The sequence below is a fragment of the Kribbella amoyensis genome (assembly GCF_007828865.1).
Taxonomy (GTDB): domain Bacteria; phylum Actinomycetota; class Actinomycetes; order Propionibacteriales; family Kribbellaceae; genus Kribbella; species Kribbella amoyensis.
Map to the genome: position 1 here is coordinate 2,999,454 of NZ_VIVK01000001.1, position 24,363 is coordinate 3,023,816.

At 71.1% G+C, this 24,363-nt stretch carries 24 protein-coding genes; 15 read left to right on the forward strand and 9 right to left on the reverse strand.

Features of this window, described 5'->3' with window-relative positions; genetic code table 11:
• Positions 1–26 precede the first annotated feature (26 nt).
• Positions 27–716 carry a GAF and ANTAR domain-containing protein gene (locus FB561_RS14300; RefSeq protein WP_145806888.1) on the forward strand — a complete coding sequence of 230 codons (690 nt, stop codon included), beginning with the start codon at positions 27–29 and terminating at the stop codon, positions 714–716.
• 2 nt (positions 717–718) lie between these two features.
• On the opposite strand, the gene FB561_RS14305 is transcribed toward FB561_RS14300, so the two are convergent.
• Complete coding sequence (locus tag FB561_RS14305) at positions 719–1,156, reverse strand: hypothetical protein (protein ID WP_145806890.1); 438 nt, start codon at positions 1,154–1,156, stop codon at positions 719–721.
• Positions 1,157–1,219: 63 nt separating this feature from the next.
• Here FB561_RS14305 and FB561_RS14310 point away from each other — a divergent pair, with 63 nt between their 5' ends.
• The 3 genes from FB561_RS14310 to FB561_RS14320 all read left to right on the forward strand — a co-directional run bounded on the left by FB561_RS14310 (position 1,220) and on the right by FB561_RS14320 (position 3,125).
• Complete coding sequence (locus tag FB561_RS14310; protein ID WP_145806892.1) at positions 1,220–1,852, forward strand: SGNH/GDSL hydrolase family protein; 633 nt, start codon at positions 1,220–1,222, stop codon at positions 1,850–1,852.
• A gap of 90 nt (positions 1,853–1,942) precedes the next feature.
• The gene (locus FB561_RS14315) at positions 1,943–2,458 is read left to right on the forward strand and encodes a methylated-DNA--[protein]-cysteine S-methyltransferase (protein WP_145806894.1); all 516 of its coding nucleotides are present in this window, start codon (positions 1,943–1,945) and stop codon (positions 2,456–2,458) included.
• Between the two features lie 94 nt (positions 2,459–2,552).
• Positions 2,553–3,125, forward strand: coding sequence for a SigE family RNA polymerase sigma factor (locus FB561_RS14320; protein WP_238334814.1), 573 nt, complete (start codon positions 2,553–2,555; stop codon positions 3,123–3,125).
• On the opposite strand, the gene FB561_RS14325 is transcribed toward FB561_RS14320, so the two are convergent.
• The gene (locus FB561_RS14325; protein ID WP_145806896.1) at positions 3,126–5,966 is read right to left on the reverse strand and encodes an AfsR/SARP family transcriptional regulator; all 2,841 of its coding nucleotides are present in this window, start codon (positions 5,964–5,966) and stop codon (positions 3,126–3,128) included.
• A gap of 307 nt (positions 5,967–6,273) precedes the next feature.
• Between FB561_RS14325 and FB561_RS14330 the strand changes: the two genes are divergently transcribed.
• From FB561_RS14330 to FB561_RS38615, 4 genes are all read left to right on the forward strand, one after another.
• On the forward strand, positions 6,274–7,044 hold the full coding sequence (locus tag FB561_RS14330; RefSeq protein WP_145806898.1) for a TrmH family RNA methyltransferase: 771 nt from the start codon (positions 6,274–6,276) through the stop codon (positions 7,042–7,044).
• A gap of 344 nt (positions 7,045–7,388) precedes the next feature.
• The gene (locus FB561_RS14335; RefSeq protein ID WP_145806900.1) at positions 7,389–7,934 is read left to right on the forward strand and encodes a molybdenum cofactor biosysynthesis protein; all 546 of its coding nucleotides are present in this window, start codon (positions 7,389–7,391) and stop codon (positions 7,932–7,934) included.
• A 60-nt stretch (positions 7,935–7,994) separates the two neighbouring features.
• Entirely contained in the window at positions 7,995–8,555 is a 561-nt protein-coding gene (locus tag FB561_RS14340; protein WP_145806901.1) for a DJ-1/PfpI family protein, read from the forward strand.
• A gap of 43 nt (positions 8,556–8,598) precedes the next feature.
• Complete coding sequence (locus FB561_RS38615) at positions 8,599–9,318, forward strand: class E sortase (RefSeq protein ID WP_238334815.1); 720 nt, start codon at positions 8,599–8,601, stop codon at positions 9,316–9,318.
• 9 nt (positions 9,319–9,327) lie between these two features.
• Here FB561_RS38615 and FB561_RS14350 read toward each other — a convergent pair whose 3' ends face one another.
• From FB561_RS14350 to FB561_RS14360, 3 genes are all read right to left on the reverse strand, one after another.
• Positions 9,328–9,750, reverse strand: coding sequence for a hypothetical protein (locus FB561_RS14350; RefSeq protein WP_145806903.1), 423 nt, complete (start codon positions 9,748–9,750; stop codon positions 9,328–9,330).
• 66 nt (positions 9,751–9,816) lie between these two features.
• Complete coding sequence (locus tag FB561_RS14355; RefSeq protein ID WP_145806905.1) at positions 9,817–10,554, reverse strand: SAM-dependent methyltransferase; 738 nt, start codon at positions 10,552–10,554, stop codon at positions 9,817–9,819.
• A gap of 89 nt (positions 10,555–10,643) precedes the next feature.
• The gene (locus FB561_RS14360; protein ID WP_145806907.1) at positions 10,644–11,411 is read right to left on the reverse strand and encodes an SDR family NAD(P)-dependent oxidoreductase; all 768 of its coding nucleotides are present in this window, start codon (positions 11,409–11,411) and stop codon (positions 10,644–10,646) included.
• A gap of 170 nt (positions 11,412–11,581) precedes the next feature.
• Between FB561_RS14360 and FB561_RS14365 the strand changes: the two genes are divergently transcribed.
• Genes FB561_RS14365 through FB561_RS14375 form a run of 3 tightly spaced genes read left to right on the forward strand, consistent with a single transcriptional unit; the run spans position 11,582 to position 14,943 of the window.
• The gene (locus FB561_RS14365; protein ID WP_145806910.1) at positions 11,582–12,760 is read left to right on the forward strand and encodes a neutral zinc metallopeptidase; all 1,179 of its coding nucleotides are present in this window, start codon (positions 11,582–11,584) and stop codon (positions 12,758–12,760) included.
• Between the two features lie 24 nt (positions 12,761–12,784).
• Positions 12,785–14,080 carry a neutral zinc metallopeptidase gene (locus FB561_RS14370; protein WP_145806912.1) on the forward strand — a complete coding sequence of 432 codons (1,296 nt, stop codon included), beginning with the start codon at positions 12,785–12,787 and terminating at the stop codon, positions 14,078–14,080.
• A complete protein-coding gene (locus FB561_RS14375) occupies positions 14,080–14,943 on the forward strand; it encodes a neutral zinc metallopeptidase (RefSeq protein ID WP_145806914.1) in 864 nt (287 codons plus the stop codon). Before FB561_RS14370 ends, FB561_RS14375 begins: the two co-directional genes overlap by 1 nt.
• Here the strand turns inward: FB561_RS14375 and FB561_RS14380 are convergent.
• Complete coding sequence (locus tag FB561_RS14380; protein WP_145806916.1) at positions 14,936–15,391, reverse strand: GNAT family N-acetyltransferase; 456 nt, start codon at positions 15,389–15,391, stop codon at positions 14,936–14,938. The two genes, FB561_RS14375 and FB561_RS14380, sit on opposite strands and share 8 nt — an antisense overlap.
• A gap of 223 nt (positions 15,392–15,614) precedes the next feature.
• Here FB561_RS14380 and FB561_RS14385 point away from each other — a divergent pair, with 223 nt between their 5' ends.
• Positions 15,615–16,559, forward strand: coding sequence for a mechanosensitive ion channel family protein (locus FB561_RS14385; RefSeq protein ID WP_145806918.1), 945 nt, complete (start codon positions 15,615–15,617; stop codon positions 16,557–16,559).
• A gap of 150 nt (positions 16,560–16,709) precedes the next feature.
• Positions 16,710–17,870, forward strand: a complete 1,161-nt coding sequence (locus FB561_RS14390) for a helix-turn-helix domain-containing protein (RefSeq protein ID WP_145806920.1) — start codon at positions 16,710–16,712, stop codon at positions 17,868–17,870.
• Positions 17,871–17,888: 18 nt separating this feature from the next.
• Here the strand turns inward: FB561_RS14390 and FB561_RS14395 are convergent, their stop codons facing one another.
• Both FB561_RS14395 and FB561_RS14400 read right to left on the reverse strand, forming a co-directional pair.
• Positions 17,889–18,419, reverse strand: coding sequence for a hypothetical protein (locus tag FB561_RS14395; protein WP_145806922.1), 531 nt, complete (start codon positions 18,417–18,419; stop codon positions 17,889–17,891).
• Positions 18,420–18,698: 279 nt separating this feature from the next.
• A complete protein-coding gene (locus FB561_RS14400) occupies positions 18,699–19,901 on the reverse strand; it encodes an ROK family transcriptional regulator (RefSeq protein ID WP_145806924.1) in 1,203 nt (400 codons plus the stop codon).
• Between the two features lie 229 nt (positions 19,902–20,130).
• Here FB561_RS14400 and FB561_RS14405 point away from each other — a divergent pair, with 229 nt between their 5' ends.
• Together FB561_RS14405 and FB561_RS14410 are read left to right on the forward strand one after the other, a co-directional pair.
• The gene (locus FB561_RS14405) at positions 20,131–21,834 is read left to right on the forward strand and encodes an ABC transporter transmembrane domain-containing protein (RefSeq protein WP_145806926.1); all 1,704 of its coding nucleotides are present in this window, start codon (positions 20,131–20,133) and stop codon (positions 21,832–21,834) included.
• The gene (locus tag FB561_RS14410; protein ID WP_145806928.1) at positions 21,831–23,603 is read left to right on the forward strand and encodes an ABC transporter ATP-binding protein; all 1,773 of its coding nucleotides are present in this window, start codon (positions 21,831–21,833) and stop codon (positions 23,601–23,603) included. Before FB561_RS14405 ends, FB561_RS14410 begins: the two co-directional genes overlap by 4 nt.
• On the opposite strand, the gene FB561_RS14415 is transcribed toward FB561_RS14410, so the two are convergent.
• On the reverse strand, positions 23,600–24,289 hold the full coding sequence (locus tag FB561_RS14415) for a uracil-DNA glycosylase (RefSeq protein WP_145806930.1): 690 nt from the start codon (positions 24,287–24,289) through the stop codon (positions 23,600–23,602). The two genes, FB561_RS14410 and FB561_RS14415, sit on opposite strands and share 4 nt — an antisense overlap.
• Between the last annotated feature and the right edge of the window lie 74 nt (positions 24,290–24,363).

Genomic DNA, 24,363 nt, shown 5'->3' on the forward strand with positions numbered 1-24,363 from the left:
GGCCGTGATCCGGGTACCCGGCGGCCATGGACGACGAGGGACTGGTGTCGGCAGCGCAACGGCTGTCCTCGTCACTGACCCCGGGCGACCTGGACCACACGCTGAGCCGGATCACGGCGGCCGCGGTCGAGGTCCTGCCCTCGGTGGACTATGCCAGCATCACCGTCAAGCACGCCGACGGCCGGCTGGAGACGGCCGGTCCGACCGCCGCCCTGCTGTGGGAACTGGACAAGGCCCAGTACGAGCTCCAGGAGGGACCGTGCTACCAGGCCGCCGTCGACACGGTGCACGTGGTGTCGCCGGATCTGGCCGCCGACGACCGGTTCCCGCGGTACGCCGCGGTCGCGGTGGCCGACGGGATCCAGGCCCAGGCCGGGCTGCGGCTCTTCGACGCGCCGAAGTCCCAGGGTGCGCTGAACCTGTACTCGCGCACGCTCGGCGCCTTCGCCGATCTCGGCTCGATCGGAGAGCTGTTCCGGCACCAGTCGGCGCTGGCGATCTCGTACGCGCTGGAGGTCCACAACCTGCGGGAGGCGCTGCGCACCCGGCGGACGATCGGCCAGGCGATCGGGATCCTGATGGAGCGGTACCAGCTGACCGACCAGCGGGCGTTCGCGTTCCTGACCCGGCTGTCGCAGCAGCGCAACGTCAAGCTCCGGCGGCTGGCCGAGGATTTCGTCGCCGAGGTCGACCACCGGGGCAACCCGCCGGACTGATCTCAGTCGGCGGCCGGCGGGCCCGCGACGGGCTGACCGCCAGGCGTGAGCACGGGCTGACCACTGGGCGTGAGCACGGGCTGACCGGTGGACGTGTGTGCGGGCCGGCCGGGCGGGACGACCGGCTCGGCGGGCTGGCCCGCGGGCGTCAAGGCCGGCGCGGCAGGTGCCTGGGGGTAGCCGGGCTGGGCGGCCAGGTGGTCGAGGGTGACGCGGTGCTCGGGGAGCAGGCTGCGCAGGGGCTGGTCGAGGATGCGGTGGACGGTGGTCTGGTCGACCCGGAGCAGGTCGGCGATCCGGTGCAGCGCGTCGGCCTCGTTCTGGGCGGCGTACAGCAGGTGGACCACCTCGTGCCGGTGGGCGAAGGCGGCCAGGGTCGCGGCCGCCAGTCCCGGATCCGGAGCGGGCGGCTCGGTGGTGATGTCCCCGTGAATGTTCATGCCCTGTCAACGTCCGGTAGCCGGACCGGGTCACGCGGCGGGTTCGCGTAGTACGGTCGGGCGGTGCGGATCCTGTTCGTCGGCAACAGCTTCACCTCGCGGAACAACCTGCCCGGACTCCTGACCAAGTTGGCCGCGCAGCGCGGGACGACCATCGAGCACCGGCTGATCTCCGCGGGCGGCGCGTCGCTGCGCCAGCACCTCAACGCCGGGACGGCGCTCGCGGCGATCGCGGACGGCGAGTACGACACCGTGGTCCTGCAGGAGCAGAGCACGCTGCCGGTCACGAACGCGGCCCGGATGCAAGACAGCGTCCGCGACTTCCACACCGCTATCGAGGCGGCCGGCGCGACGACGGCGCTCTACCTGACCTGGGCCCGCCGGAACGCCCCCGAAGCCCAGCAGGCGATCACCACGGCGTACGCGAGTGTGGGTGCCGAGGTCGGTGCGACCGTCGTCCCGGTCGGGATGGTCTGGGAGCGGTTCCTGGCCAGGTACGACCACCCGCTCCTGCACGACGCCGACAACAGCCACCCCGCACCCGCCGGGACGTACCTCGCGGCGTGTGTCTTCCTCGTCAGCCTCCTCGGCGAGGACCCGGTCGGCCTCGACGTGGTGGCGAAGGGTGTGGACGCCGACACCGCGGCCTTGCTCCGTCAGGCCGCCTGGGACCTCTGTGAAGAGCTCAGCACCTGACCCTCGGTACGGGTACTGGCCGGCCTCACACGGTGGGCCCGGAGCGCGTTCCACTCCCGGAGACAGCACAGCGAATGCGAGGAGTGCACCATGCGGAACCGGCACGCGATCGTCACGACCACCCTGCTCGGCGACGTCACCCTGGTCGCGTCCGGGGACGCGCTCGCCGGGGTCTACTTCCCGGGCCACTGGGTCAAGCCCGACCCGGCACACCTGGGCGACGAGGTCGTGGTCGAGTCCGACCCCGTCCTGACCACGGCGGCGCGGCAACTGGCGGAGTACCTGGACGGTGGGCGGGAGTCGTTCGACTTGCCGCTGCGGGCGGTGGGGGACGAGTTCGAGCGCGGGGTCTGGGCGCTGCTCGCGGAGATCCCGTACGGCGCGACCACCACGTACGGGGAGATCGCGCAGCGCCTCGGTGATCGGTCTCTCGCGCAGCGCGTCGGCCAGGCGGTCGGGCGCAATCCGCTGTCCGTGGTCGTGCCCTGTCACAGGGTCGTCGGGAAGGACGGCAAGCTCACCGGGTACGCCGGCGGGCTGCGGCGCAAGCAGGCGCTGCTGGGCCTGGAGGAGCCGGCCGCGGACCAGGTCGGCCGGCTGTTCTGACCGCTCTGTCGCGGTTGAGAGCCGAGTGACAGCGAGGTGAAAGCGGCAGCCGGAATCCTCAGGATGAGCACACCGCTCACTCCAGGAGGTAACTGTGAGCGCCCAGACCGTCGCCCACCTCGCCGGGGTCGGGATCCGCCCGGCCACGGTCACCGTCGACTTCACCGACTACGTCACGCTCAGGTACCGGCAGCTGCTGGGCACCGCGTACCTGCTCACCCGGGACCGCGGGCTGGCCGAGGACCTGGTCCAGACCACGCTGGCGAAGGCCTGGCGGTCCTGGCACCGGATCGAGGCCGACGACCCGGACGCGTACGTCCGCCGGGTGCTGGTCAACACGTTCCGGGCCGGCTGGCGGGTGAAACGCGGCAAGCGCGAGTTCACGGCCGAGGTGGTGCCGGAGCGGCCGGTCACCGGGGAGTACGAGGCGAGCGACCGGCGTGCGGCCCTGCTCGCGGCGCTGGCCCGGCTGCCGCGCCGGATGCGGGCGATGGTCGTGCTGCGGTACTTCGAGGACCTGACCGAGGCCGCCACCGCCGACGCGCTCGGCTGCTCGGTGGGCACGGTCAAGAGCCAGACCAGCCGCGCCCTCGCCAAGCTCCGGCAGGACCCGACGCTCACCGGGCTCTGGGACTTCGGCTCCGACGACACCGGCGCGCTGCTGTAGTCAGCCGGCCGCGCGGAGCAGCTTGGTACGGACCCGGGTCGCCGTGGGGTCGCCGATGAGCTGCAGGAGAGTCAGCGCGTCCTGCCATGCGGCTTCCGCTTCGTCCGAGCGGCCGTCCGCGAGTAGGAGATCGCCGAGCTGGTTCAGCGCCGACGCCTGATGCGCGCGATCACCCAGCTCACCCAGGATGCGCAGTGCGTCGCGTGTGGACTCCGTGGCGGTCCGGTAGCGGCCGAGCCCGGCGTACGCGGTCGCGAGTTCGTGCAGCGCGCGGGCCTCGCCCCGGCGGTGTGCGACCTTGCGGAAGAGCTCCAGTGCCTCGGTGCCGACAGCGACGCCCTCGGCGTACCGTCCGGCCGCGATCAGGGTGCGGGCGATCTGGAACGTGGAGATCGCGGTGTTGCCGACCTCGCCGGCCGCCTTGTCGATCGCCTGTGCGCACCGCCCGTACATGAGGGACTCGTCGTACCGGCCGGCGTCCCGGCAGGCCGCGCACAGGTTGTTGAGTGCCGTGGCCTCGCCGTCCAGGTCGCCCGCTGCCTTGAAGACGCGGAGCGCTTCCTGCTGGTAGCCGATCGCCGCGTCGAGTTGTCCGAGTCCGCGACTCGCGCTGCCCAGTCCGCTCAGCATGTGTCCTCGGCCGACCGCGTCGTCGCAGCGCTCGGCGGCCGACAACCCGATCTCGTGCAGCGTCAGCAGGTCCTCCCAGCTGTTCGACACGTGCAGGCCGATCCAGGTGGCGTAGGCGATCCGCCAGCACAGCGCGTCGTACCCGAGCTCGTACGCCAGCCGCGCGACCGCGACGAAGTTGTGGCTCTCCGCCTCGTGCCAGGCGAGTGCGGCCCGCGCGTCCGGGAACCCCTGCGGTACGACGGTCGCCCTCGGCACCGCGATCTGCGATTCGCTCGGCTGCAACCAGGGCCGCGCGTTCACCGCGGTGTGCAGGTACCACTCGACCACCCGGCGCAGCGCGGTCTCACGGACCCGGGCCGAGTCGTGCTGATCCGCCAACTCGGCCGCGTACGCCCGCAACAGGTCGTGCAGCTCGTACCGTCCAGGTTGCCGGTTGTGCAGCTGACTCGAACCGACCAGCTGATCGAGCAACGGCTGCACCTCCTCCCGCGGTACCCCGGCCAGCGCCGCCGCCCCGCGGACGCCGAGATCGGCGCCGGGAAAGATCGCCAGCAGCCGAAGGAGCGCGGCCGGTTCGGGGGAGAGGGCACGGTACGACCAGGAGAAGACGCTGCGCAGATCCGCGGTCGCGTCGTCGCCACAGCCGAGGACGTCGAGCCGGTGGCGCTCGCTGGACAGTTCGGCGACGAGTTCGCCGAGTGGGGCGTTCGGTGTCCGGGTCGCGCGCTCGGCCGCGATCACCAGGGCGAGCGGAAGGCCGTTGCAGCAGTCGGCGAGCTCTGCCACGGCGGCGGGATCGTGGTGCGCCCGCGGGCCGATGATGCCGGTGAGGAGCTCGATCCCCTCGGTCCGCGGGAACTGGTCGAGGGTCAAGCGGCGCGCGCCTTCGCGGACCGCGAGCCCGTGCAGCTGGACCCGGCTGGTGATCAGGACGAGGCTGCCGGACCCAGGAAGGAGCGGCCGGACCTGGGCAGCGTCCTGCGCGTTGTCGAGCAGGACGAGCATCCGCTTGCCCGCCAGCACGGTCCGGAGCAAGGCGGAGCGGCCGTCCAGGTCCGAGGGGATCCGCTGCTCCGAGATACCGACGGAGCGCAGCATGGTCTCCACGGCGTTCGACGGCTCGACCGGGAGACCTGGTCCGTGGCCGCGCAGATTCAGGTAGAGCTGGCCGTCCGGGAAGTACGCCTGCACGCGGTGCGCCCAGTGCACGGCCAACGCGGTCTTGCCGATGCCCGCGGTGCCGTCGACGGCCGCGATGACGATCGGCGGACCATCGGTACCCGTGTCCTGCGCGGCCGGGCTCGGGAGCAGCGCGTCCAGGGCGGCGAGGGCGGATGCGCGTCCGGTGAAGCGGGCGACGTCGGTCGGCAGCTGACGTGGCCGGAGATCGTCGGTCGTCGATGTTGCCCGTGCCGGTGGTGCCTGGCCGAGGGGAGTCTGTCCGGGCAGCGTTTGGAGGGCCGGGGGCAGCGGGAGGTTCGTGAGGTTGGGTCCACGGAGCAGGGTCTCGTGGAGACTGCGCAGCTCGGGACAGGGATCGACCCCGAACTCCTCGGCCAGGTGGATCCGCACCTGCTCGTACAGTGCGAGCGCCTCGGCCTGGTGCCCGGCTCGGTACTGCGCTGTCATCAGAGCCGCGACCAGGCGCTCGCGGCCCGGGTACCGGCGGACCAGCGAGGTGAGTTCCGCGATGATCTCCGCGTGCCGGCCGAGCTCGAGCTGGTCGGCCGTCAGCAGCTCGACCGCGTGCAGGCGTTCCTCGATCAGCGCGGGCGCGTTGTCCCGGACCAGCGCCGACGCGGGCAGCCCACCGAGGGGATCGCCTCGCCACAACTCCAGCGCGTCCACCAGCTGCCGGACCCGGGTCGCCGGATCCCCCTGGCGGGTCGCTTCCTCGACCGACTGCCGGAACCGCAACAGGTCGAGCTGCTCGGCGCCGACGCAGATCCGGTAGCCGTTCGGCTCGGTACGGATCAGGTCGCGGTCTCCGTTCAACGCGGAGCGGAGCCGCGACACTGTGGTCTGCAGGGCCGCCTCCGGGTTGGCCGGCAGCTCGTCCTCCCAGACCGCGTCCACCAGTTCGTGCCGCGACACCGCGGCGTTCGCGCGCAGCAACAGGGCCGCGAGGACGGTCCGCCCGCGACTCGTCGTACCGACGGTGCGCCCGGACGCGACCACCTCGACCGGTCCGAGTACGTGGAACCTCATGTCGTCCCAGCCCACCCATGTCCCCCAAGCGTCGTGTCACCCGGCGAGTGGTGACGCACAGTCAGATGCCTGCTCCCGGCTCGGAGGTTGGCCGGGACGGCAGAAAACCGCCCGGTCTCAGCGGGCGGACCGCCAGCACTCACTAACCTCGGCTATGCCGTCGCGTCGCGGGCTCCCGCGGTGAGCCGTCGCCGGGCCGCAGAAGTTGTGGAGTGGTGCGTGTCCGGGCTCCCGACGTACCCGGGCGTCTCGGGCGCGCGTCGATCACTTGCGTCAGGTGGGTGGGAGGCGGCGGTAGGGTGGCGCGGTGAGTCGGCGCAAGAACGAGGGCGGGGACCGGGCTGAGCTGTCGCCGCGGGACAAGTGGATCACCATCTACGGCCGCAAACCCGTGCTCGAGGCGCTCAACGACCCGGCCCTGTCGGTCGCCAAGGTGGTCGTCGCCGACAACGCCGGCGGCCACTCGCTGGACGAGATCCTGACCACGGCCAAGCGGCTCGGGACGCCGGTCGAGCGCGCCTCGTCGACCCGGGTGAAGTGGCTGGCCGGCAACGGCAAGCAGGACCAGGGCGTCGTCGCCGACGTGGACGCGCCGCGGATGACGCCGCTGCAGAACTTCGTCCGCGCTCGCGGCAAACGGCCGACCAAGGTGTTCCTGCTGGACGGCGTGACGAACCCCGGCAACGTCGGGATGATCCTGCGGACCGCGACCGGTGCCGGGTTCGACGGCGTGATCCTGCCGCGGGCCGGCACGCCGCACGTGGGCCCGCTGGTGATCAAGGCGTCGGCCGGGATCGCGTTCCAGGCGCCGATCGTGAACGCGCCGACCGCCCAGGGCGCGGTGGACGCGCTGCGCTCGGCCGGATACCAGGTCTACGGGCTGTCCGCGCGGTCCCGGCAGTCGCTGTTCCGGACCGACCTGGCGCCGCGCTCGGTCTTCGTGCTCGGCGGCGAGACGCACGGCATCTCGGTCCGGACCGACACCGACCTGCGGATCCCGCTGTCCAACGGCGTCGAGTCGCTCAACGTCGCGGTCGCCGCGGCCGTGGTCGCGTTCGAGGTCGCCAACCGCCGCTGACTCCAGCGGTTCCGTAGAGCGTGATCCAGTTCACAAGCTTGCCGGCGCATGCGACCGAGTACCCCTGGGCACTGACGGGGTGCATCACTTCAGGTGGATTCAGACGCCAGTGCGAGTGCGGCCAGAGGGGCGGGCCGGGTCTCGCCTGGCGTCTTTGTCTTGCGCGTCCTCGGGATGCAGATGAGGGCAGCAGGGCCCGCCGCAGAACCGGTAGTGCTTCGGGCTGCACCACGGCTTGCACTCGTCCCGCTCGGCGGGTAGCTGGTCGACGCTCATCATCACCTTCCACTTTCACCCTCCGGCGAACCCGGTCCGCAGAGGCGCGCCGATGGTACAACCAGGGGATGGAGGTGGAGATCGTCGCGCTGGTCGTGTCGCCCGTCCACGCCTACGAGGGCCGCCCGCAGGACGGTCCGGCGGCCGATCCCCGGCTCGGCGCCGTCGAGGAGGTGACGGTCCGCGCGGGCCTCGGGCTGGTCGGTGACCGCTACTTCAACCAGCCCGTCCACCGCCGGGCCGCGGTCACGTTCTTCGACGCCGACGCCCTCACGACCGTGGCGGACCAGCTCGGCCTGGCCGCCGTCCCCGATCCGCACCTCGTCCGCCGCAACGTCGTGGTGCGCGGCTTCCCGGTCGACACCCTCGCCGTGCGCCGGCTGCCATCGGGCGAGCGCGTCCCGGGGAAGGCGTTCACGCTGGACTCCGGTGCGGGCCCGGTCCGGTTCCAGGCGCATCGGCCGGCCAACCCTTGCGCGTGGATGGACGTCGCCGTCGCCCAGGGTGCGTTCAAGGCCCTCCGCGGCCACGGCGGCATCCGGACCGAACCGCTCACCGACGGCGTCCTCCGACTCGGTCCCGCATCACTCCTGATCGAGGAACGAGGGGGTTGACCGGGGTCGGACGGCGGCGGAGGCTGGCCGAAAAGGGCTAACTCCTAAGGGGTGGGCGTGATGCCGAAGGTACTGATGCTGACCGGGGACGCCGCGGAGACGCTGGAGGTGTTCTACCCGTACCAGCGGCTGCAGGAGGAAGGGTACGAGGTCGACGTGGCGGCGCCGACCGCGAAGAAGCTGCAGTTCGTGGTGCACGACTTCGTCGACGGGTTCGACACGTACACCGAGAAACCCGGGCACAGCTGGCCGGCCGACGTGGCGTTCGCGGACGTGGACCCGGAGGACTACGTGGCGCTGGTGATCCCGGGTGGGCGGGCGCCGGAGTACATCCGCAACGACCCGGACTGCCAGCGGATCGTGAAGCACTTCTACGGCGAGGCGAAACCGGTGGCGCAGCTCTGTCACGGCCCGCTGATCCCGGCCGCGGCCGGCCTGCTCGACGGGCGGAAGACCTCGGCGTACCCGGCGCTCGCGACGGACATCAACGTCGCCGGTGGGGAGTGGGTCGACGGTGACGCGGTGGTCGACGGGACCGTGGTGTCCGGGCGCGCGTGGCCCGACCACCCGGGCTGGATGCGCGAGTTCATGGCGATTCTGAAGGAGCACGCCCCGGTCTGAGACTTTCGCCCCGCTTTCGGCGCCGCGGCCTAGCGTGCGATCCATGCTGAGGCGCTGGTACGGCGCGTGCGCGCTGACCGCCGTCGTCACGAGCGTCACCGTGGGCTGCTCCGACGTCGCGGACCAACCATCGGCCGGGACTCCGCCGCCGACGCGGTCCAGCACGCCCTCCACCGGCCCGACCACCTCGCCGCCGCCATCGACGCCCGGGAGGACCTCGCCGCCGACGGTCACGCCTTCGGTACGGCGGCCGGCGACCGCTGTCCGGGTGAGCATCCCGAAGCTGCGCAGAGCCGGGATGCGCGTCGTCGCGTACACCGGCACCGCCGACGACCGTCCCGGCACCGTCATCCAGGATCGCGGCGTCCTCGCCTCACCGCGCGGACCCCGCGGTGGCGTCGGACCGGGCGAGATCGGCAACTTCATCGTCACCGGTCACCGCACCACCCACGGCCGCCCGCTCGGCCGTCTTCCGGAACTCCGTACCGGCGACCACGTCCTCGTCACCGCGGACGGCACGGTGTACGACTACGTGATCGTGCGGACGATGACGATCTCGTTCCGCCGCCCGGCCGAGATCGCCGCGCAGAACGCACCCGTCCCGGGCCGTCCCGGGATCCGGCCGACCCGCGCGATGCTGACCCTGTCCACCTGCGCGACGCCCGAGGACCACGCCCAGGGCAACTACTGGAAGGACGCCCTCGGCAACCCCGAACACCGGATCAACAAGATCGCCGTCCTGACCGCGACCCGCCCGGCCTGACCGACTCGGCTACTTGCGGCCGAACTTCCACCACTTCGGCTTGTTCGCCTTGATCTCTTCCTCAGTCAGCGGCGGCGGGACCGGCGGCCGGGACTCCTCGGTGAGGAAGTCGCCGGACTCGGTGTCGTACGGTGTCACGCCGAGCCGGCGGCTGATCTCCATCACCAGCGGGATCGAGCGCGGCCCGTCGTTCAGGTAGAAGGTGATGTCGCGGATCTCGACGCCCTTGCCGATGGACATCTCGAAGTCGTGGTCGTCACCCTGCAGCAGCAACCAGGACCGCTTGCTCGCGTCCACGGTCGGTACCACCTCGCGGACCACCTCGACCACGTCCGCCGCGGTCCCGAGGGAGGGCGGCTCGTAGCCCTCGGGAATCTCCTCGAGCCGCCGCACTCCACCCGGCCCGCGCATCGCATAGATAGCCCAGCTCATGCCCCCAGCATTCCGCAGCGCCGTCGCCGGACCAACCCCGCCCCACTCGCCCGGCGGACGACGGGGTCAGGACGCGGCGCGTTTGCGGGCGCTGAGCAGGGCGAACGTCAGGTACTCGCCCTGGTCCTCCTCCAGCATCGCCAGCACCGGATCGGGCGTGTCGCCGGACGCGGAGGTGGCCTGGGCCCAGAGCAACCAGTCCTGCCAGCCGGTCTCCTGGAGCCGGGCCGCGGTGACGTCGACCAGCTCGGTGATCTCCCACTGGAACCGCCACCAGTCCGCGGTGTGCCAGGCGATCGCCTCCCAGCCGACGACCTTCTTGATGTGCGCCGGGATCTCGCCGAGCTCGCGGACCTCCCGCCGAAGCGCCGGCGTCGCCACCCCGAGCTGGCCGCCGGGCTTGAGGAAGGCGGTCAGGTACGCGAGGTACCCGTCCGCGGTGCCGAAGTACTCGTAGGCGTCGATACAGACGATCGCGTCGAAGAACCCGCGCGCGAACGGCAGCGCGTGCGCCTCCGCCTTCACCGCGCAGATGTCCAGCCCGGCGAAGTTCGCCGCCGCCTCACCCGGGTCGACCCAGAGATCCGCGGCCCACACCTGGACGCCGAACTCCTTGGCCAGGAAGACACTCGTCGCCCCCTTCCCGGAGCCGAGATCGAGCACCCGCATCCCCGGCTTCAGATCGAGGTCCCGGGCCAGATCCTCCAGCAACCACAACGGATGCGGCCCCATGTCGAGTGAAAGGACCCACTCGGAGTCGTACTTCGAAGCCAACGGGTACTCCGCCCGCGCGAAACTGTCCATCCCAGCACCCAATCGGTCCCGATGTCCGGCCTGCAACCGGTTTTCGGAGCGGCGTCCAGGTTGCCGTGGGCAATCACGCGCGGCCGGGGTCAGTACACCGAGTAGCCGCCGTCGATGAGGAGGACGGAGCCGGTCATGAAGGCGGAGGCCGGGCTGGCCAGGTAGACGACCGAGGGGGCGATCTCCTCGGGGGTCGCGTAGCGCTGGAGGGGTGCGTCGAGGATCCAGTTCCGGCGGAACTCGGGCCGGTCGACCGGGGCCATGTCGGTCTTCACGTAGCCCGGGGCGATCGCGTTCACGCGGATGTTGTGCGGGGCCCATTCTGCGGCCAGGCTGCGGGTCAGGTGGTGGACGGCGGCCTTGGAGGCGTTGTACGACGCCTGCCACTGCGGCCGGTTGACGATCTGTGCGGACATGCTGCCCACGTTGACGATCACCCCGCCGCCGGCGTCGATCATGCCGCGCGCGACCGCGGTACTGGTGTTCCACAGGGCCGTCAGGTTGAGGTCGATCACCTGCTGCCACTCGTCGTCCGGGACCTCGAGCGCCGGTCGGTGGATCGCCAGTCCGGCGTTGTTCACCAGGATGTCGACGCCGCCGAACGCGTCGGTGACCTCGGCAACCATCGCGGTGACCTCGTCCCGCCGGGTGATGTCCGCCTGGATCGCGAGCCCGCGGCGGCCGCGGTCCGTCAGCTCGTCGGCGACCTGCGCGTTGCGGTCGCCGTCGCGGCCCGCGATCGCGACGTCGGCGCCCGCTTCGGCCAACGCGAGTGCGAACGCTCGGCCGAGACCGCGGTTACCACCGGTGACGAGGGCTCGCCGATCCCGTAGTCCGAAGGTGTCCAGCACGCTCATCCCGTACTCCGCTCTGTCCGGCGCCGATGTCGATAGCTGCAATCCAGTACTACCGGACCTCACCGAGGGCGTACCATTCTCCGGCGGTTCGGCCTGGGGGTGGCGCGGCCGCGTTCGTTCTTTGGGGTGGGTCCGGCCGTGCGGCCGCGAACTGGGGAGAAGCAGTACTGATGGCAACCGATGGGGCTCCGAAGCCCGGTCATTTCCTGCCGGGCAACGCGCCCGAACCGACTACCGTGCCGGCCGAGACGGCGCAGCCCGAACAGCGGCCTGGCACGGTTCCGCTGACCGCGCCGACGCCACGGCTGGGGGCGAACGCGCCCGACGGACCACCGCTGCTCAGCGGGTCCCGGCTCGGCCCGCCACCACCGGGTGACAAGGCCGCGGCCGCGTTCAAGGCGCTGTACTCGCCCGATCCGCTGCCGTTCGCGCCGAAGAAGACCTCGAAGGCCCTCATCGCCGCGATCGTGGCCGGCGTCCTGGTCCTGATCGGCGGCGGCGTCGCGCTCGGGACCCAGCTGCTTTCGTCCTACGACGACTTCGTCGCCAACCCGCTCGGGACCCCGTCCCTCCGGCCGACCGACGTACCCGCCGACGCGCAGGCTACCGACGCGGCCGGCGAGTCGGTCTCGGATCCCGAGCTCACCCGGCAGAACAAGCTGTACGCCGTGGGCCGGTTGCCGTCCGTCGGTTGCAAGGAGCCGCAGTACCGGCCGACTTCGAAGGACAACGTCCGCGCGTACTACGAGACCTTGCTGACCTGCCTGAACAAGGCGTGGGAGCCGGCCGTCCGCAAGGCCGGCGCCGATTTCCGGGCACCACGGCTGATCATCTTCGACGACGGCCAGGAGACCGCCTGCGGCGTGCAGCGGAAGCTCGCCTCGTACTGCCCGGCCGACGGCGGCAGCGTGGCGATGCCGTGGCAGGAGCTGGCCGGCCAGTACGAGCGCAACAACGCGCTGACCCGGGTCGACATGGCCGACGCGCTCGGGTACGTCTACGGCGTCCACGTGCAGAACCTGACCGGCATCTTCACCGCGTCCGACAACCTGGCCGACAGCGCGCCCACCGAGGCGGCCCGGCTCGAGCAGCTCCGCCGGCTCTCGTTGCAGGCGAGCTGTCTGTCGTCGGTGTTCCTCGGCGCGGAGCAGCGGACGTTCCCGATCCGCGGCCGGCTGCTCACGGAGTACCAGTGGCGCAGCAAGCACTACGGCGACGAGGACGGCAAGGACAAGGTGCGCGACCACGGGTCCCGCAAGAGCGTCGAGCTGTGGCGGGGCCGAGGCTTCGGCGCGGCGGATCCGGGTTCCTGCAACACTTTCGTCGCAGCGGCCGGCCAGGTCGGCTGAGACACGAGGACTGGGGAACGAGCGATGGCCGACGAGCCGACACCCGCAACGCCGGACCCGGCGACCCCCCGTCCGGGTCACTTCCTCCCCGGTGGCGCCGGTGAGTCGACCGACGGGACCACGGGAACGCCCCGCCAGGCGACCCGTCAGCCCCTGGCCCTGGGCAAGGCGCAGCCCGTCCGGCGACCGCTGGATCCCAAGCTGCGCAAGGCCGCGCCGCTTCCGACCGAGCCGGGGCAGACCGGATTCGGTACGCCGCCGCCCGCGCCGATGCCGGGCGCATCGGCGACGCCGCTTACCCGGACCACTCAGCGCGGCGGCGTCCAGTCGGTCGGCTGGCACTCCGCCTCGACCCGCGGCGCCCCGCAGTTCTCCGCCCAACCGCCCGACCTGAAGCCGCCGCGGCGGTTCTCGAAGCCGTTGATCGCGGGCCTGTCGGTACTGGTCCTGCTCACCGTCGCCGCCGGGGGATACGGCAGCGTCCGGCTGATCGACTCGTACGACGACACGGTGGCGAATCCGCTCGCCCGGCCGTCGGTGAAGCAGACCGAGCCGCCGTTGCCCGCGCCACCGCAGCCCACCGTGACGGTCACGGTCAAGCCGGTACCGGATGCGGTCCGCGTCAAGCAGAACAAGCTCTACGCGGTCGGCAAGCTCCGGTCCGTCCGCTGCGTCGAACCGGCGATCAAACCGCTCTCCGAGGACGCCATCCTGAGGTACTACCGGGCGCTGCTGCCCTGTCTGAACAAGACGTGGGCGCCGCTGGTCCGCAAAGCCGGGTACCCGTTCCGCGCCCCGAAGCTGGTGCTGTACGCGAAGGGCCAGACCGCGTGCCCGGGGGAGACCGACCTCGCCTTCTACTGCGGCAAGGACGAGACGATCACGATGCGCGCGGACCAGGACCTGAAGAACTACCGGATCAACGGGGAAGGGGCCCGGGTGGACATGCTGGACACGCTCGCCCACGAGTACGCCCACCATGTCCAGCTGCTCACCAACATCCTCATCTCGGCCAACTCCCGGGAAGGCTGGGCCACCACCGAGGCCGCCAAGCTGGAGGAACGCCGCCGCGTCGAACTCCAGGCCGGCTGCCTCGCCGCCGTCTTCCTGGGCGCCAACAAGACCACCCTCGGCCTCACCGGCCGCAAACTCGACCTCTGGCAGTACCAGGTCAAGCACAGCGGCGACGAGTACAACCCGAAGAAGAAGAGGGACCACGGCAGCCGCAAGAACCACTGGCTCTGGGCCGGCCCGGCCTTCACAAGCCAGAACCCAGCCTCCTGCAACACCTTCACCGCACCACCGGCCAAAGTCAGCTGATGCCTCGCCTCCTGGTGCTCCTCGCCGCTGTCTTGACGTTGGCCGGCTGCGGAGCGAACGCTGAGCCGACGCAGGCGATCCCCTCCAGCTCGCCCAGCGCAACTGCCTCGGCGACCCCGACCACGCCGCCTCCGTCCTCGAAGGCGTCGACGGTGTCCACCTCGGTCGACGAAACGCTGGTCCGGAACCGGCTCTACTCGACCGGACGCCTGGCCAGGACGTCGTGCACCCTCCCCACCAAGAGGCTGGCGACGAAGACTGCGATCAGCCGGTACTCGACCGTGCTGGTGGCGTGCCTGAATCGCGCCTGGCGCCCGTCGATCGAGCGGTCCGGCAACTATTTCGCCCCACCCACCGTGCAGATCGTCGAGGCTGACCACGTGTCACCGTGCGGTCAGGCCGACGACGCGAGCGCTTTCTACTGCTCGGAGAACTCGGCGATCTACCTGGACTGGGAGTACTACGCCGACGAAGACCCGGACCAGACCCCCATCCGGATCGAGGTCCTGGACGTGCTCGCCCACGAGTACGGGCACCACGTCCAGCACCTCACCGGAATCCTCGGGTTCTTCGACAGCCGGACCGACGGCCTGTCGGGCAAGGCGCTCTGGCCGGACACCCGCCGGATGGAGCTCCAGGCGACCTGCTTGGGCGCCGTCTTCCAGGGTGCGAACAGGCGAACTCTCAACCTGACCGGCGAGCGGCTGGTCTACTTCTCGATCCTCCAGGAGCAGGGCGACGAGGAGCCGCCGTTCGACCACGGCTCGCCGGAGAGCAACGAGGCCTGGACCGGTGCCGCCTTCGCCTCGGGTGATCCGAAGTCGTGCAACACCTGGACCGCACCGGCGGCCAAGGTCAGCTGAGCTTCAGCTTGAACCCTTCGTGGGAGCTGACGAAGCCGAGGCGCTCGTAGAAGCGGTGCGCCTCGGTCCGGGTCTTGTCGGAGGTCAACTGGACCAGGCTGCAGCCGCGGGACCGCGACTCCTCGATGGCCCAGCGGATCAGCGTCGTCCCGAGCCCGGTACCGCGGGCCGCCGCGGAGACCCGGACCGCCTCGATCAGGCCGCGCGACGAACCTTGGCGCGACAGCCCGGGGATGATGGTCAGCTGCAACGTCCCCACCAGCTCACCGTTGCGATCGGCAACTACCAGCAGGTTGTTCGGGTCGGCGTCGATCTCGGCGAAGGCGCGCTCGTACGGGGTCAGGTCGTCGAGGCTCTCCCGGGCCGCGCCGAGCTGGTCGTCGGCGATCATCGCGACGATCCCGGGGAGATCGGCGCGGGTGGCGGTACGGATCACGACATCGGTCATGGGGGCAGCATCTCAGCTCCCTGAACCGGTTCGGTCGCCGGGTCAGGAGTGTTCACGGTCTTTGGTGATTGCCTTATGCAAACACTTTTCGTTGCCCGATGCCCGTTTGCCGTTCCGTCCACCGGGCACGAGAGGATCGACACCACTGCATCCGCCCGTGACCGTGGTCGCGCTGGCGGGTTGCGTGGCATCGGATGCGGGCCAGTCCGGAGAGGAAGTCCCGATGTCCGTATTGGCTGTCGACTTCACCCAGCCGTTCGAAGATGCCTTCGGCAAACTTCTCGGATTCGTCCCCAACCTGCTCGGCGGCCTGGTCCTCCTCGTCGTCGGGTACTTCGTCGCCAAGCTGCTCGGCAACCTGGTCGGCAGGTTGCTCGGCAAGGTCGGCTTCGACCAGTGGATGGACCGGGCCGGGGTCTCCGGCGTCCTGCAGAGATCGGGGACCGGGCTGACCGCGTCGCTGATGCTCGGCAAGATCGTGTTCTGGTTCGTCTTCCTGATCAGCTTCACGATGTTCGCCTCCGCGCTCGGCGTACCGGAGATCTCGAACTTCATGAGCGACATGCTCGGCTACATCCCGCGGATCTTCGCCGCGATCGTGATCGTCTGCCTGGCCGCCCTGTTCGCGAACTTCCTGGCCGCGATCGTCCGCGGCGCCACCGGGAACGAGACGCTCGCCAAGGTCAGCCGGTACGCGATCCTCGTGTACGCCGTGTTCGCCGCGCTCACCCAGCTCGGGATCGCGGTCCAGCTCACCGGTAACACGCTGCTGATCGTCCTCGGCGGCTTCGCGCTGGCCCTCGGCCTCGCTTTCGGCCTCGGGGGCCGCGAGATGGCCGGCCAGGCGCTGCGCACCCTGTTCGAACGCGGCCAGTCGATGGCCGCCGCGAACGCCAACGGCACCACCCAGCAGTACCAGGAGCAGCAGTACGCCCAGGGCGGCTACCAGGAGCAGACCGCGTACCAGGGCCAGGACGGCACCGCGTACCAGCCGGACAACGGCTACCAGACCGGCCAGGACGGCTACGCGACCGACCAGCCCCAGGCCGACCAGACCCAGCAGTACCCCGCCACCCATGGCGCCCCCCAGCAAGGCAACTGGGACGGCACCGGCTCCAACGGAGCCTGGCAGGGCGACAACGGCAACTGGCAAGGCGGCCAGCGCTAACAAAATAGACGTCCGCCGGCCCTGGGTCACCACCGGCGGACCCCAAACCAGGCGGGCGCGGCCGGATCGGGCCGCACCCGCCTGGTTGTCTCTTGGCCCCGACTCCACGCTCTTGGTACCAGACGCGGAGTGGTAGGTGACACTGGTTCGGTGGGGTTTGGGAGGCGGCTCAGGAAGTATCGGGAGCACCGGGAGTGGTCGCTCGCGGAGTTGGCGCGGGCTACGCACTACAGCCGCGGGTACCTCTCGAACATCGAGAACGGCCGGAAGACGCCCACCGACGACCTCGCGCGGCTGTGCGACGAGGCGTTGCGGGCCAACGGTGAGCTGATCGCAGCCGCCCGGGGTGACGTGGTCAGCCGGCTCGACCGAACTCCGTGGCAGACGGCCGAGCTGGTCCAGAGGATGCAGGCCAGCGACATCACTCCACAAACCCTGGAGGCTCTGCAGGCAACCATCGAAGAGCTGTGCTGCCAGTACTCGTACCGCGACGCGCTCGACCTCCGCCGGGAGGCGCACGGCTGGCTCCAGCACATCGGCGGCTTGCTGCGACAGCCGACCGGCCTCCGTGCCCATCAAGAACTCCTCGTGGCCGGCGGCTGGCTCGCCTTGCTCGCTGGATGCGTCGAGTACGACCTGGGCATGCGGACGGCCGCGGAATCGACACGTACCGCGGCACAGCAACTCGGCGCCGAAGCCGGGCATCCGGAGATCCAGGGCTGGGCGTACGAGATGTCCGCCTGGTTCGCGCTCACCCAGGGTCGGTACCGCAACGTGGTCGCCGCAGCCCAGCAGGGGCAAGCCGTGGCGCGGGAAAGTAGCGTGCACGTCCAGCTCATCGCGCAGGAAGCGAAGGCCAGGGCCCGGCTCGGTGAGGACGGGCTCGAGACGTTGCTCCTGTCGGGACGGGAACTGCTCGAGCGCCTGCCGTACCCGGATCGCCCCGACAACCACTTCAAGGTGGATCCGGCGAAGTGGGACTACTACGCCATGGACGTCCACCGGCTGGCGGGCGACGACGACCTGGCCGAGCAGTACGCCTCGGTCGTCGTCAACGACAACCTCGCCCCGGACGGTACTGAACTCAGCCCGATGCGCATCGGCGAAAGCCGGGTCGCCCTGGCCGTCGTGGCATCCCGCCGCGGCGATTTGGAGCAGGCGGTCGACCTCGGCCTCCGCGGCCTGCGCGGACCGCGACAGAGCCGGCCGTCCCTCCGCATGGTCGCGCTCGAACTCGACGAGGAACTCCGGCACCGCTTCACCGGAGAAGGCCGGCTCCGCGACTTCGAAGAGGTCCTCCGCTCGCTGTGAGGCCGAGGCTGTCGCTGCTCAGCTCTCGGTGGCGTCGGGGCCGGCTCGGCGGACGTCTTGGACTTTGGCCATGGCTTCGCGGAGGTCGGCGAGCCAGGTTTCGCTGTGTTGGGCGACGAGTTTGACGCACCAGCCGAGGGCGTCGCTGCGGGAGCGGGCCACGCCGGCGTCGACCAGGGTGTCGAGGACCTGGCGTTCGGGCTGGCGGAGTCTTGTCATCACCGGGGCTGACAGGGACGTGAAGATCGTGCGGGTCTCGCCGCAGCGGACTCCCCAGGCGACCTTCCGCCGTGCGCCGTGTTCCAGTTCCTGGGCGATCTCGATGCGGCGTTCGCGGGTGTCCTCCCGGAACTGCCGGATCCGGCCGTCCTCGGCCGCCGACCGGGTCGACGCGCTGACGTCGCCCTCCAGTTGAGGTGCCGGGATCGTGCCGACGATCAGGATCTCGTCCCGATCGATCGTCACCTCCGGCTCCCCTTCGAACCAGTCGGCCGGCAACCGCCCCGCCAACCAGCCCCGCACCCGCTCACCTTCCACCGATGTACTCATGTAATCATGATCACATCGCAAACCAACCCCAAACAACCTCCAGCCTGACCGGGGGATGAAGCGAGGTCCGGGACCGCGAGGGCTAGCTCCATGGCGGGTTGTTGGACCGATGCCGGGTTGCAGCACGCCATCGAACAAACAACCCGCCACCGCGCCAACAACCCGCCACCGCGCCAACAACCCGCCACCGCGCCAACAACCCGCCACTGAGCAAACAACCCGCCGCCGCAGAAACAGCCCGCCGCCGCGCCAACAACCCGTTGGCGAGCCAACAACCCGTCAGCGGGTGGTGCTGCCGCCGCTCGTCGTGCCGGCTGTGTCGAAGACCGTGTCGCGGGTGGTGCTGAGGGCCGACTGCAGGGCCCCGGACAGCACCGGGTCGGTGGGGATGGCGGTCAGCAGCAACCGCGGGCGGGGGACGGCTAGCTCGGCCAGCTCGTCCTGGACCAGTCCACGCAGGCGTTCGCCGCCGGCCGTGATCACACCGCCGGCGAGCACGATCAGCTCGGGGTCGACGACCGCGACGACCGCGGCCAGACCGACCGCCAGCCGATGCGCGAACTCGGCGAGGACCTCGTCCCCGGCACCCGGCGTCTCCAGGGCCGCGGTGATCGCGGTTTCCGGAGTTCGGGCCCGGAGGCCGTGCTCGCGAGCCAGGGCGAGGACCGGTTCACCGCCGGCGAGCTCCTGGAAGCCGCCGGCGTTGTTGCGACCGACGTTGCGCACCAGGGGAGTACCGGGAAGCGGGAGGAACGCGACCTCACCGGCGCCACCGGTCGCGCCACGATGCAGGCGGCCGTTGATCACGATCGCGGCGCCGATGCCCTCCTCGCCCCAGAGCAGGACGAAGTTGTCGCTGTCCTGGGCGTGGCCGACCCGCTGCTCGGCGATCGCGGCGAGGTTGACGTCGTTCTCGACCTCGAGCGGGACCGCGATCGCGCCGGCCAGCTCCTCCAGCAGGTGCGGCGCGTGCCAGCCGGGCAGGTGGGTCGCGTACCGCAGCCGGCCGCTGGTCGGGTCGAAGCCGCCCGGCGTCCCGATCGAGACCCGATGCAGCCGCTCCTTGGTCAGCCCGGCCTCGCCGGTCGCGCCCTCGATCGCCTTCACGACCCGCTCGACCGTGCCCTTGGCGCTGCGGCCCGGCGTCGGCAGCTCGTACCGGCCGACCACCTGCCCGGTCAGGTCGGCGACGGCCGCGCGGATCCGCGTCGGCGTGACGTCCAGGCCCGCGACGTACGCGATGCCGCCGTTGATCTCGTAAAGCTGGGCGTTCGGGCCGGGGCGGCCGGCGCTCGTGCCGCTCGGCCGGACCAGGCCGGCCGTCTCCAGCCGGGCGAGCAGCTGGGACGCGGTCGGCTTGGACAGGCCGGTGAGGTGGCCGAGCGTGGTCCGCGACAACGGGCCGTGCGCGAGCAGCAGCTCGAGAGCGGCGCGATCGTTCATCGCGCGGAGCAGGCGGGGAGTGCCGGGTGTGCTGGCCATGGACCAACCCTGCCTCCCTCCGGGCTCCGGAGCGCGCTCGCCGTGCCGCGGGATCGCTGCTCGGACGAACTGTTAGGAAAGTTTCCTATTGCGTCGAGACCGTACGACGCGGGCCGGGTGCTGTCAATCGATCGGGCGGATCGGTTCCGGAACCGCCGGACGGGTGCTCCGGGGTGGAAGTTAGGCTTGGCTAACTTGTCCGCCCGTCCGCCCCGTGAAAGGCCTGTCCGTGACGTTCGAGCTGGGGGAAGAACTCACCGCCGGCCGGTTGCTGCGCCGCTCGGTCCGGCGGCACCGCGGGCGGGTCGCCGCGGGCATCCTGGTGCTGTCGCTGCACCAGGCGACCGAGGCCGCCGTGCCCGTCGCGATCGGCATCTTCGTCGACCGCGCGGTCAGTACCGGCGCGTGGGAGCCACTGCTGTGGTGCGTGCTGATGATGGTCGTGCTGTTCGCCGTGCTGTCGAACGCGTGGAAGACGGGCGCGCGCCTGGTGGTGCACGCGATCGAACACGAGACGCACCTGCTCCGGTTGGAGGTCGCCCGCCGTGTCCTCGATCCGCGCGGCCACCGGACCGGACTGCGCGCCGGTGAGCTGCTGTCCATCGCGACCTCCGACGCCGAGAAGGCCGGGCTGATCATGCGGGCGCTGTCGATGGGCGCGTCCGCCTCGGCCGCGTTGATCGTGTCGTCGATCGCGCTGCTGATGGTGGACGTCCCGCTCGGCCTCGGCGTCCTGGTCGGCGTACCCCTGCTGGTGCTGGGGATCCAGGCCCTGTCCCCGTTGCTGACCCGACGGACCTCGACCCAGCAGGAGGCGGTCGCCGGGACGACGGCACTCGCGACGGACCTGGTCGGCGGACTGCGGACGTTGCGGGGGATCGGCGCCCAGCACAACGCGGCCGAGCGGTACCGGCGGTCCAGCCAGGACACCCTGCGAGCCACACTGCGGGCCGCGTCGACCAACGGCCTGCAGGACGGGGTCACGACCGCGGCCAGCGGGTTGTTGCTCGCGGCCGTCGCGGGCGTGGCCGGCTGGTTCGCGCTGAACGAGCGGATCACCATCGGCGAGCTCATCACCGTCGTCGGACTGGCGCAGTTCGTCGCGGAACCGGTCGGCACCCTCGGGTACTGCAGCCAGGTCGCGGCGATGGCTCGCGCGTCGGCCGCGCGGCTCGCGTCCGTCCTCGGCTCGCCGCCCCTGGTGCCCGTCGGCTCCTCGACCGTGATGGACCCGGCCAAGCCGCTGCTGGAGCTGGTCGGCGTCGGCCACAGGTCGCTCACGCTCGACCTGACCGTCCGGCGGGGCGAGCTCGTCGGCGTGCTCTGCTACGACCCCCGCGACGCCGACGCGCTGCTCGCGATCGTCGGCGGGCGCGTCCCGGATCACGAAGGACGCGTCCTGGTCGGCGGGACCGACGTGGAGGAGCTGGACATCGACCTGCTCCGCCGGTCGGTCCTGGTCGAGCAGCACGACACCGACCTCTTCGAAGGCACCCTGCGAACGAACCTGCTGGCCGGGTCCACCGACGACGCTCAGTTGGAAAAGGTGGTCCGGGCCGCGGCCGCGACCGACGTGATCGAGGCGCACCCGGAGGGTCTGGAGCACGTCCTCGCCGATCGCGGCCGCACCCTGTCCGGCGGTCAGAGGCAACGACTCGGCCTGGCCCGGGCGTTGCTCGCCGAACCACCCCTGCTCGTCCTGCACGACCCCAGTACGGCGGTTGACGCGGTGACCGAGGAGTTGCTGGCCGAAGGACTGGCCGAGGTCCGCGGGGTGCCCGAGCTGGGCACGTTGGTCCTGACGAGCAGCCCCGCGTTGCTCGGCAAGATGGACCGGGTCCTCGTGATCGCCGACGGCGCCGTGGTCGCCGAGGGGTTGCACGCGGACCTGGCCGACCACGAGTCCGGCTACGCCGAGGCGGTACTGCGATGAGCGCGCCCGAATTGCTCCCGATCGCCGATGCCCGGGCCACCTGGTCGGTGCTGTGGCGGGAGATCCGCAGGTTGCCCGGGTTGTCGCTGGTGGCGGCCGTTGTCATCACCGGAGCGAGCGCGGCCGGGTTGGTGGCCCCGTGGGCGCTGGGCGTCCTCGTCGACGACGTGACCGCGGGCGCCGACAGTGGGGCCGTTGTCCGGGTCGTCCTGCTGATCGGAGGCGCCGCGGTCCTGTCCGGCGTACTGACCGCCGTCGGGGTGACGTTGGTGGCCCGCGTCGGCGAGACCGTGCTCGCGCGGCTGCGGGAGAAGGTGCTCGATCGCGTGCTGCAGTTGCCGGCGCCCGTGCTCGACAAGGTGCGTACCGGGGATCTGCTGTCGCGGGTCGGGGACGACGTGTCCGCGGTGGCGTCCGCGTTGACCGAGGTCGGGCCGGTGCTGTTGTCGGCGACCTTGACGATCGTGCTGACCGCGGCCGGGTTGTTCGCGCTGGACTGGCGGCTCGGCCTGGCCGGGTTGCTGGCGCTGCCGATGTACGTGTGGGCGCTGCGCTGGTACCTGCCGCGCTCGGAGCCGTTCTACCGCAAGGAGCGGCTGGCCCTCGGGGATCGGTCGGAGGCGATCATCGCGTCGCTGCGCGGGAGTGCGACGGTCCGTGCGTACCGGTTGGAGGACCGGCAGCTCGAGCGGATCGGGGACCGTTCGGCCGTTGCGCGGGACCTGTCGCTGAACGTCTTCCGGCTGTACAGCTTCTTCTCCTCGCGGATCAACCACGCGGAGTTCGTCGGCCTGACCTCGATCCTCGTCACCGGGTTCTTCCTGGTCCGCGCCGACGGGGCCGTGTCCGTCGGTGCCGTCACCGCGGCCGCGTTGTACTTCCACCGGTTGTTCAACCCGATCGGCGCGCTCCTGATGCAGTTCGACGCCGTGCAGACCGCGGCCGCGGGACTGGCCCGGTTGGCCGGAGTGGTCAACCTGGCCGAGACCGAGGAGCCGGCCGCCGGGCGTACGCCGCAGAACGCGGAGCTGGAGCTGACCGGGGTCGGGCACGCGTACGACGGACCGCGCGTGGTCGACGGGGTGTCGCTGACGCTGGCTCCGGGAGAGCGGGTCGCCCTGGTCGGCGCGAGTGGCGCGGGGAAGACCACGCTCGCGGCGATCGCGGCCGGCGTGCTCGTCCCGACCAGCGGGACCGTACGACTCGGTGGCGTGGACATCCGCGAGCTCGGTGAGCAACGGACCCGGCAGCAGGTGGCCCTGCTCAGCCAGGAGGTCCACGTGTTCTCCGGGCCGTTGGTGGACGACGTACGCCTCGCGAAGGGGGACACGACACCGGCCGAAGTGGAGGCGGCCCTGGACCGAGTGGGCGCATCCGCGTGGGTCCGCGCGTTGCCGGACGGGCTGGACACAGTGGTCGGCGAGAACGGGCAGCAGTTGACGGGTGCGCAGGCGCAGCAGGTCGCACTGGCCCGGCTGGTGCTCGCGGACCCGGTGGTCGCCGTCCTGGACGAGGCCACGGCGGAAGCGGGATCAGCGGGAGCCCGCGAGCTAGAACGAGCCAGCGCGGCCGCCACCGAAGGGCGGACGACATTGGTGGTGGCGCACCGGCTCACGCAGGCGGAGCAGGCCGACCGGATCGTGGTGCTGGCTCACGGCCGCGTCGTCGAGTCCGGTACGCATGCCGACCTGGTGGCGTCCGGCGGCCGGTACGCCCAGCTCTGGCACAGCTGGACGGGGACCAAGGCGCTCCAGGGCGAGACCTTCTAGGGAAGGCGCCAGTCGACGGGGGTACCGCCCTGCTCGACCAGGAGTGTGTTGACCCGGCTGAACGGGCGCGACCCGAAGAAGCCCCGGTCGGCCGACATTGGACTGGGGTGCGCGCTCTCGACCGTCGGGACGTCGCCGAGCATCGGCTTGAGGGTCTGCGCGTCCCGGCCCCAGAGGATCGCGACGAGCGGTCCACCGCGCTTCACCAGGGCGTGGATCGCCTGCTCCGTCACGGCTTCCCAGCCCTTGCCCCGATGCGACGCGGGCTTGCCGGGCTGTACGGTGAGCACCCTGTTGAGCATCAGCACGCCCTGGTCCGCCCATGGCGTCAGGTCGCCGTTGCTCGGCGCGGGCACGTCAACGTCGGCCATCAGTTCGCGGTAGATGTTGGCGAGGCTGCGCGGTACCGGCCGGACGTCGGGCGCGACCGAGAAGCTCAGCCCGACCGGATGCCCCGGTGTCGGGTACGGGTCCTGCCCGACCACGAGCACCTTCACGTCCGCCAACGGCCGCTGGAACGCCCGCAACACGTTCTCCCCGGCCGGCAGATAGGGGCGTCCGGCAGCGATCTCGGCACGGAGGAACTCGCCCATCCGCCCCACGGTCTCCTGGACCGGAGCCAGCGCCTCCGCCCAGTCCGGCGCGATCAGGTCAGTCAAAGTCTTCGGGCTCACCCGCCCAAGCATCCCAGTCCCCCCACCGACCCCGCACCCGGGTCCCCGGCCGACCCAAGTTGTTGGCGTGTTGGCCATGTGCAGGA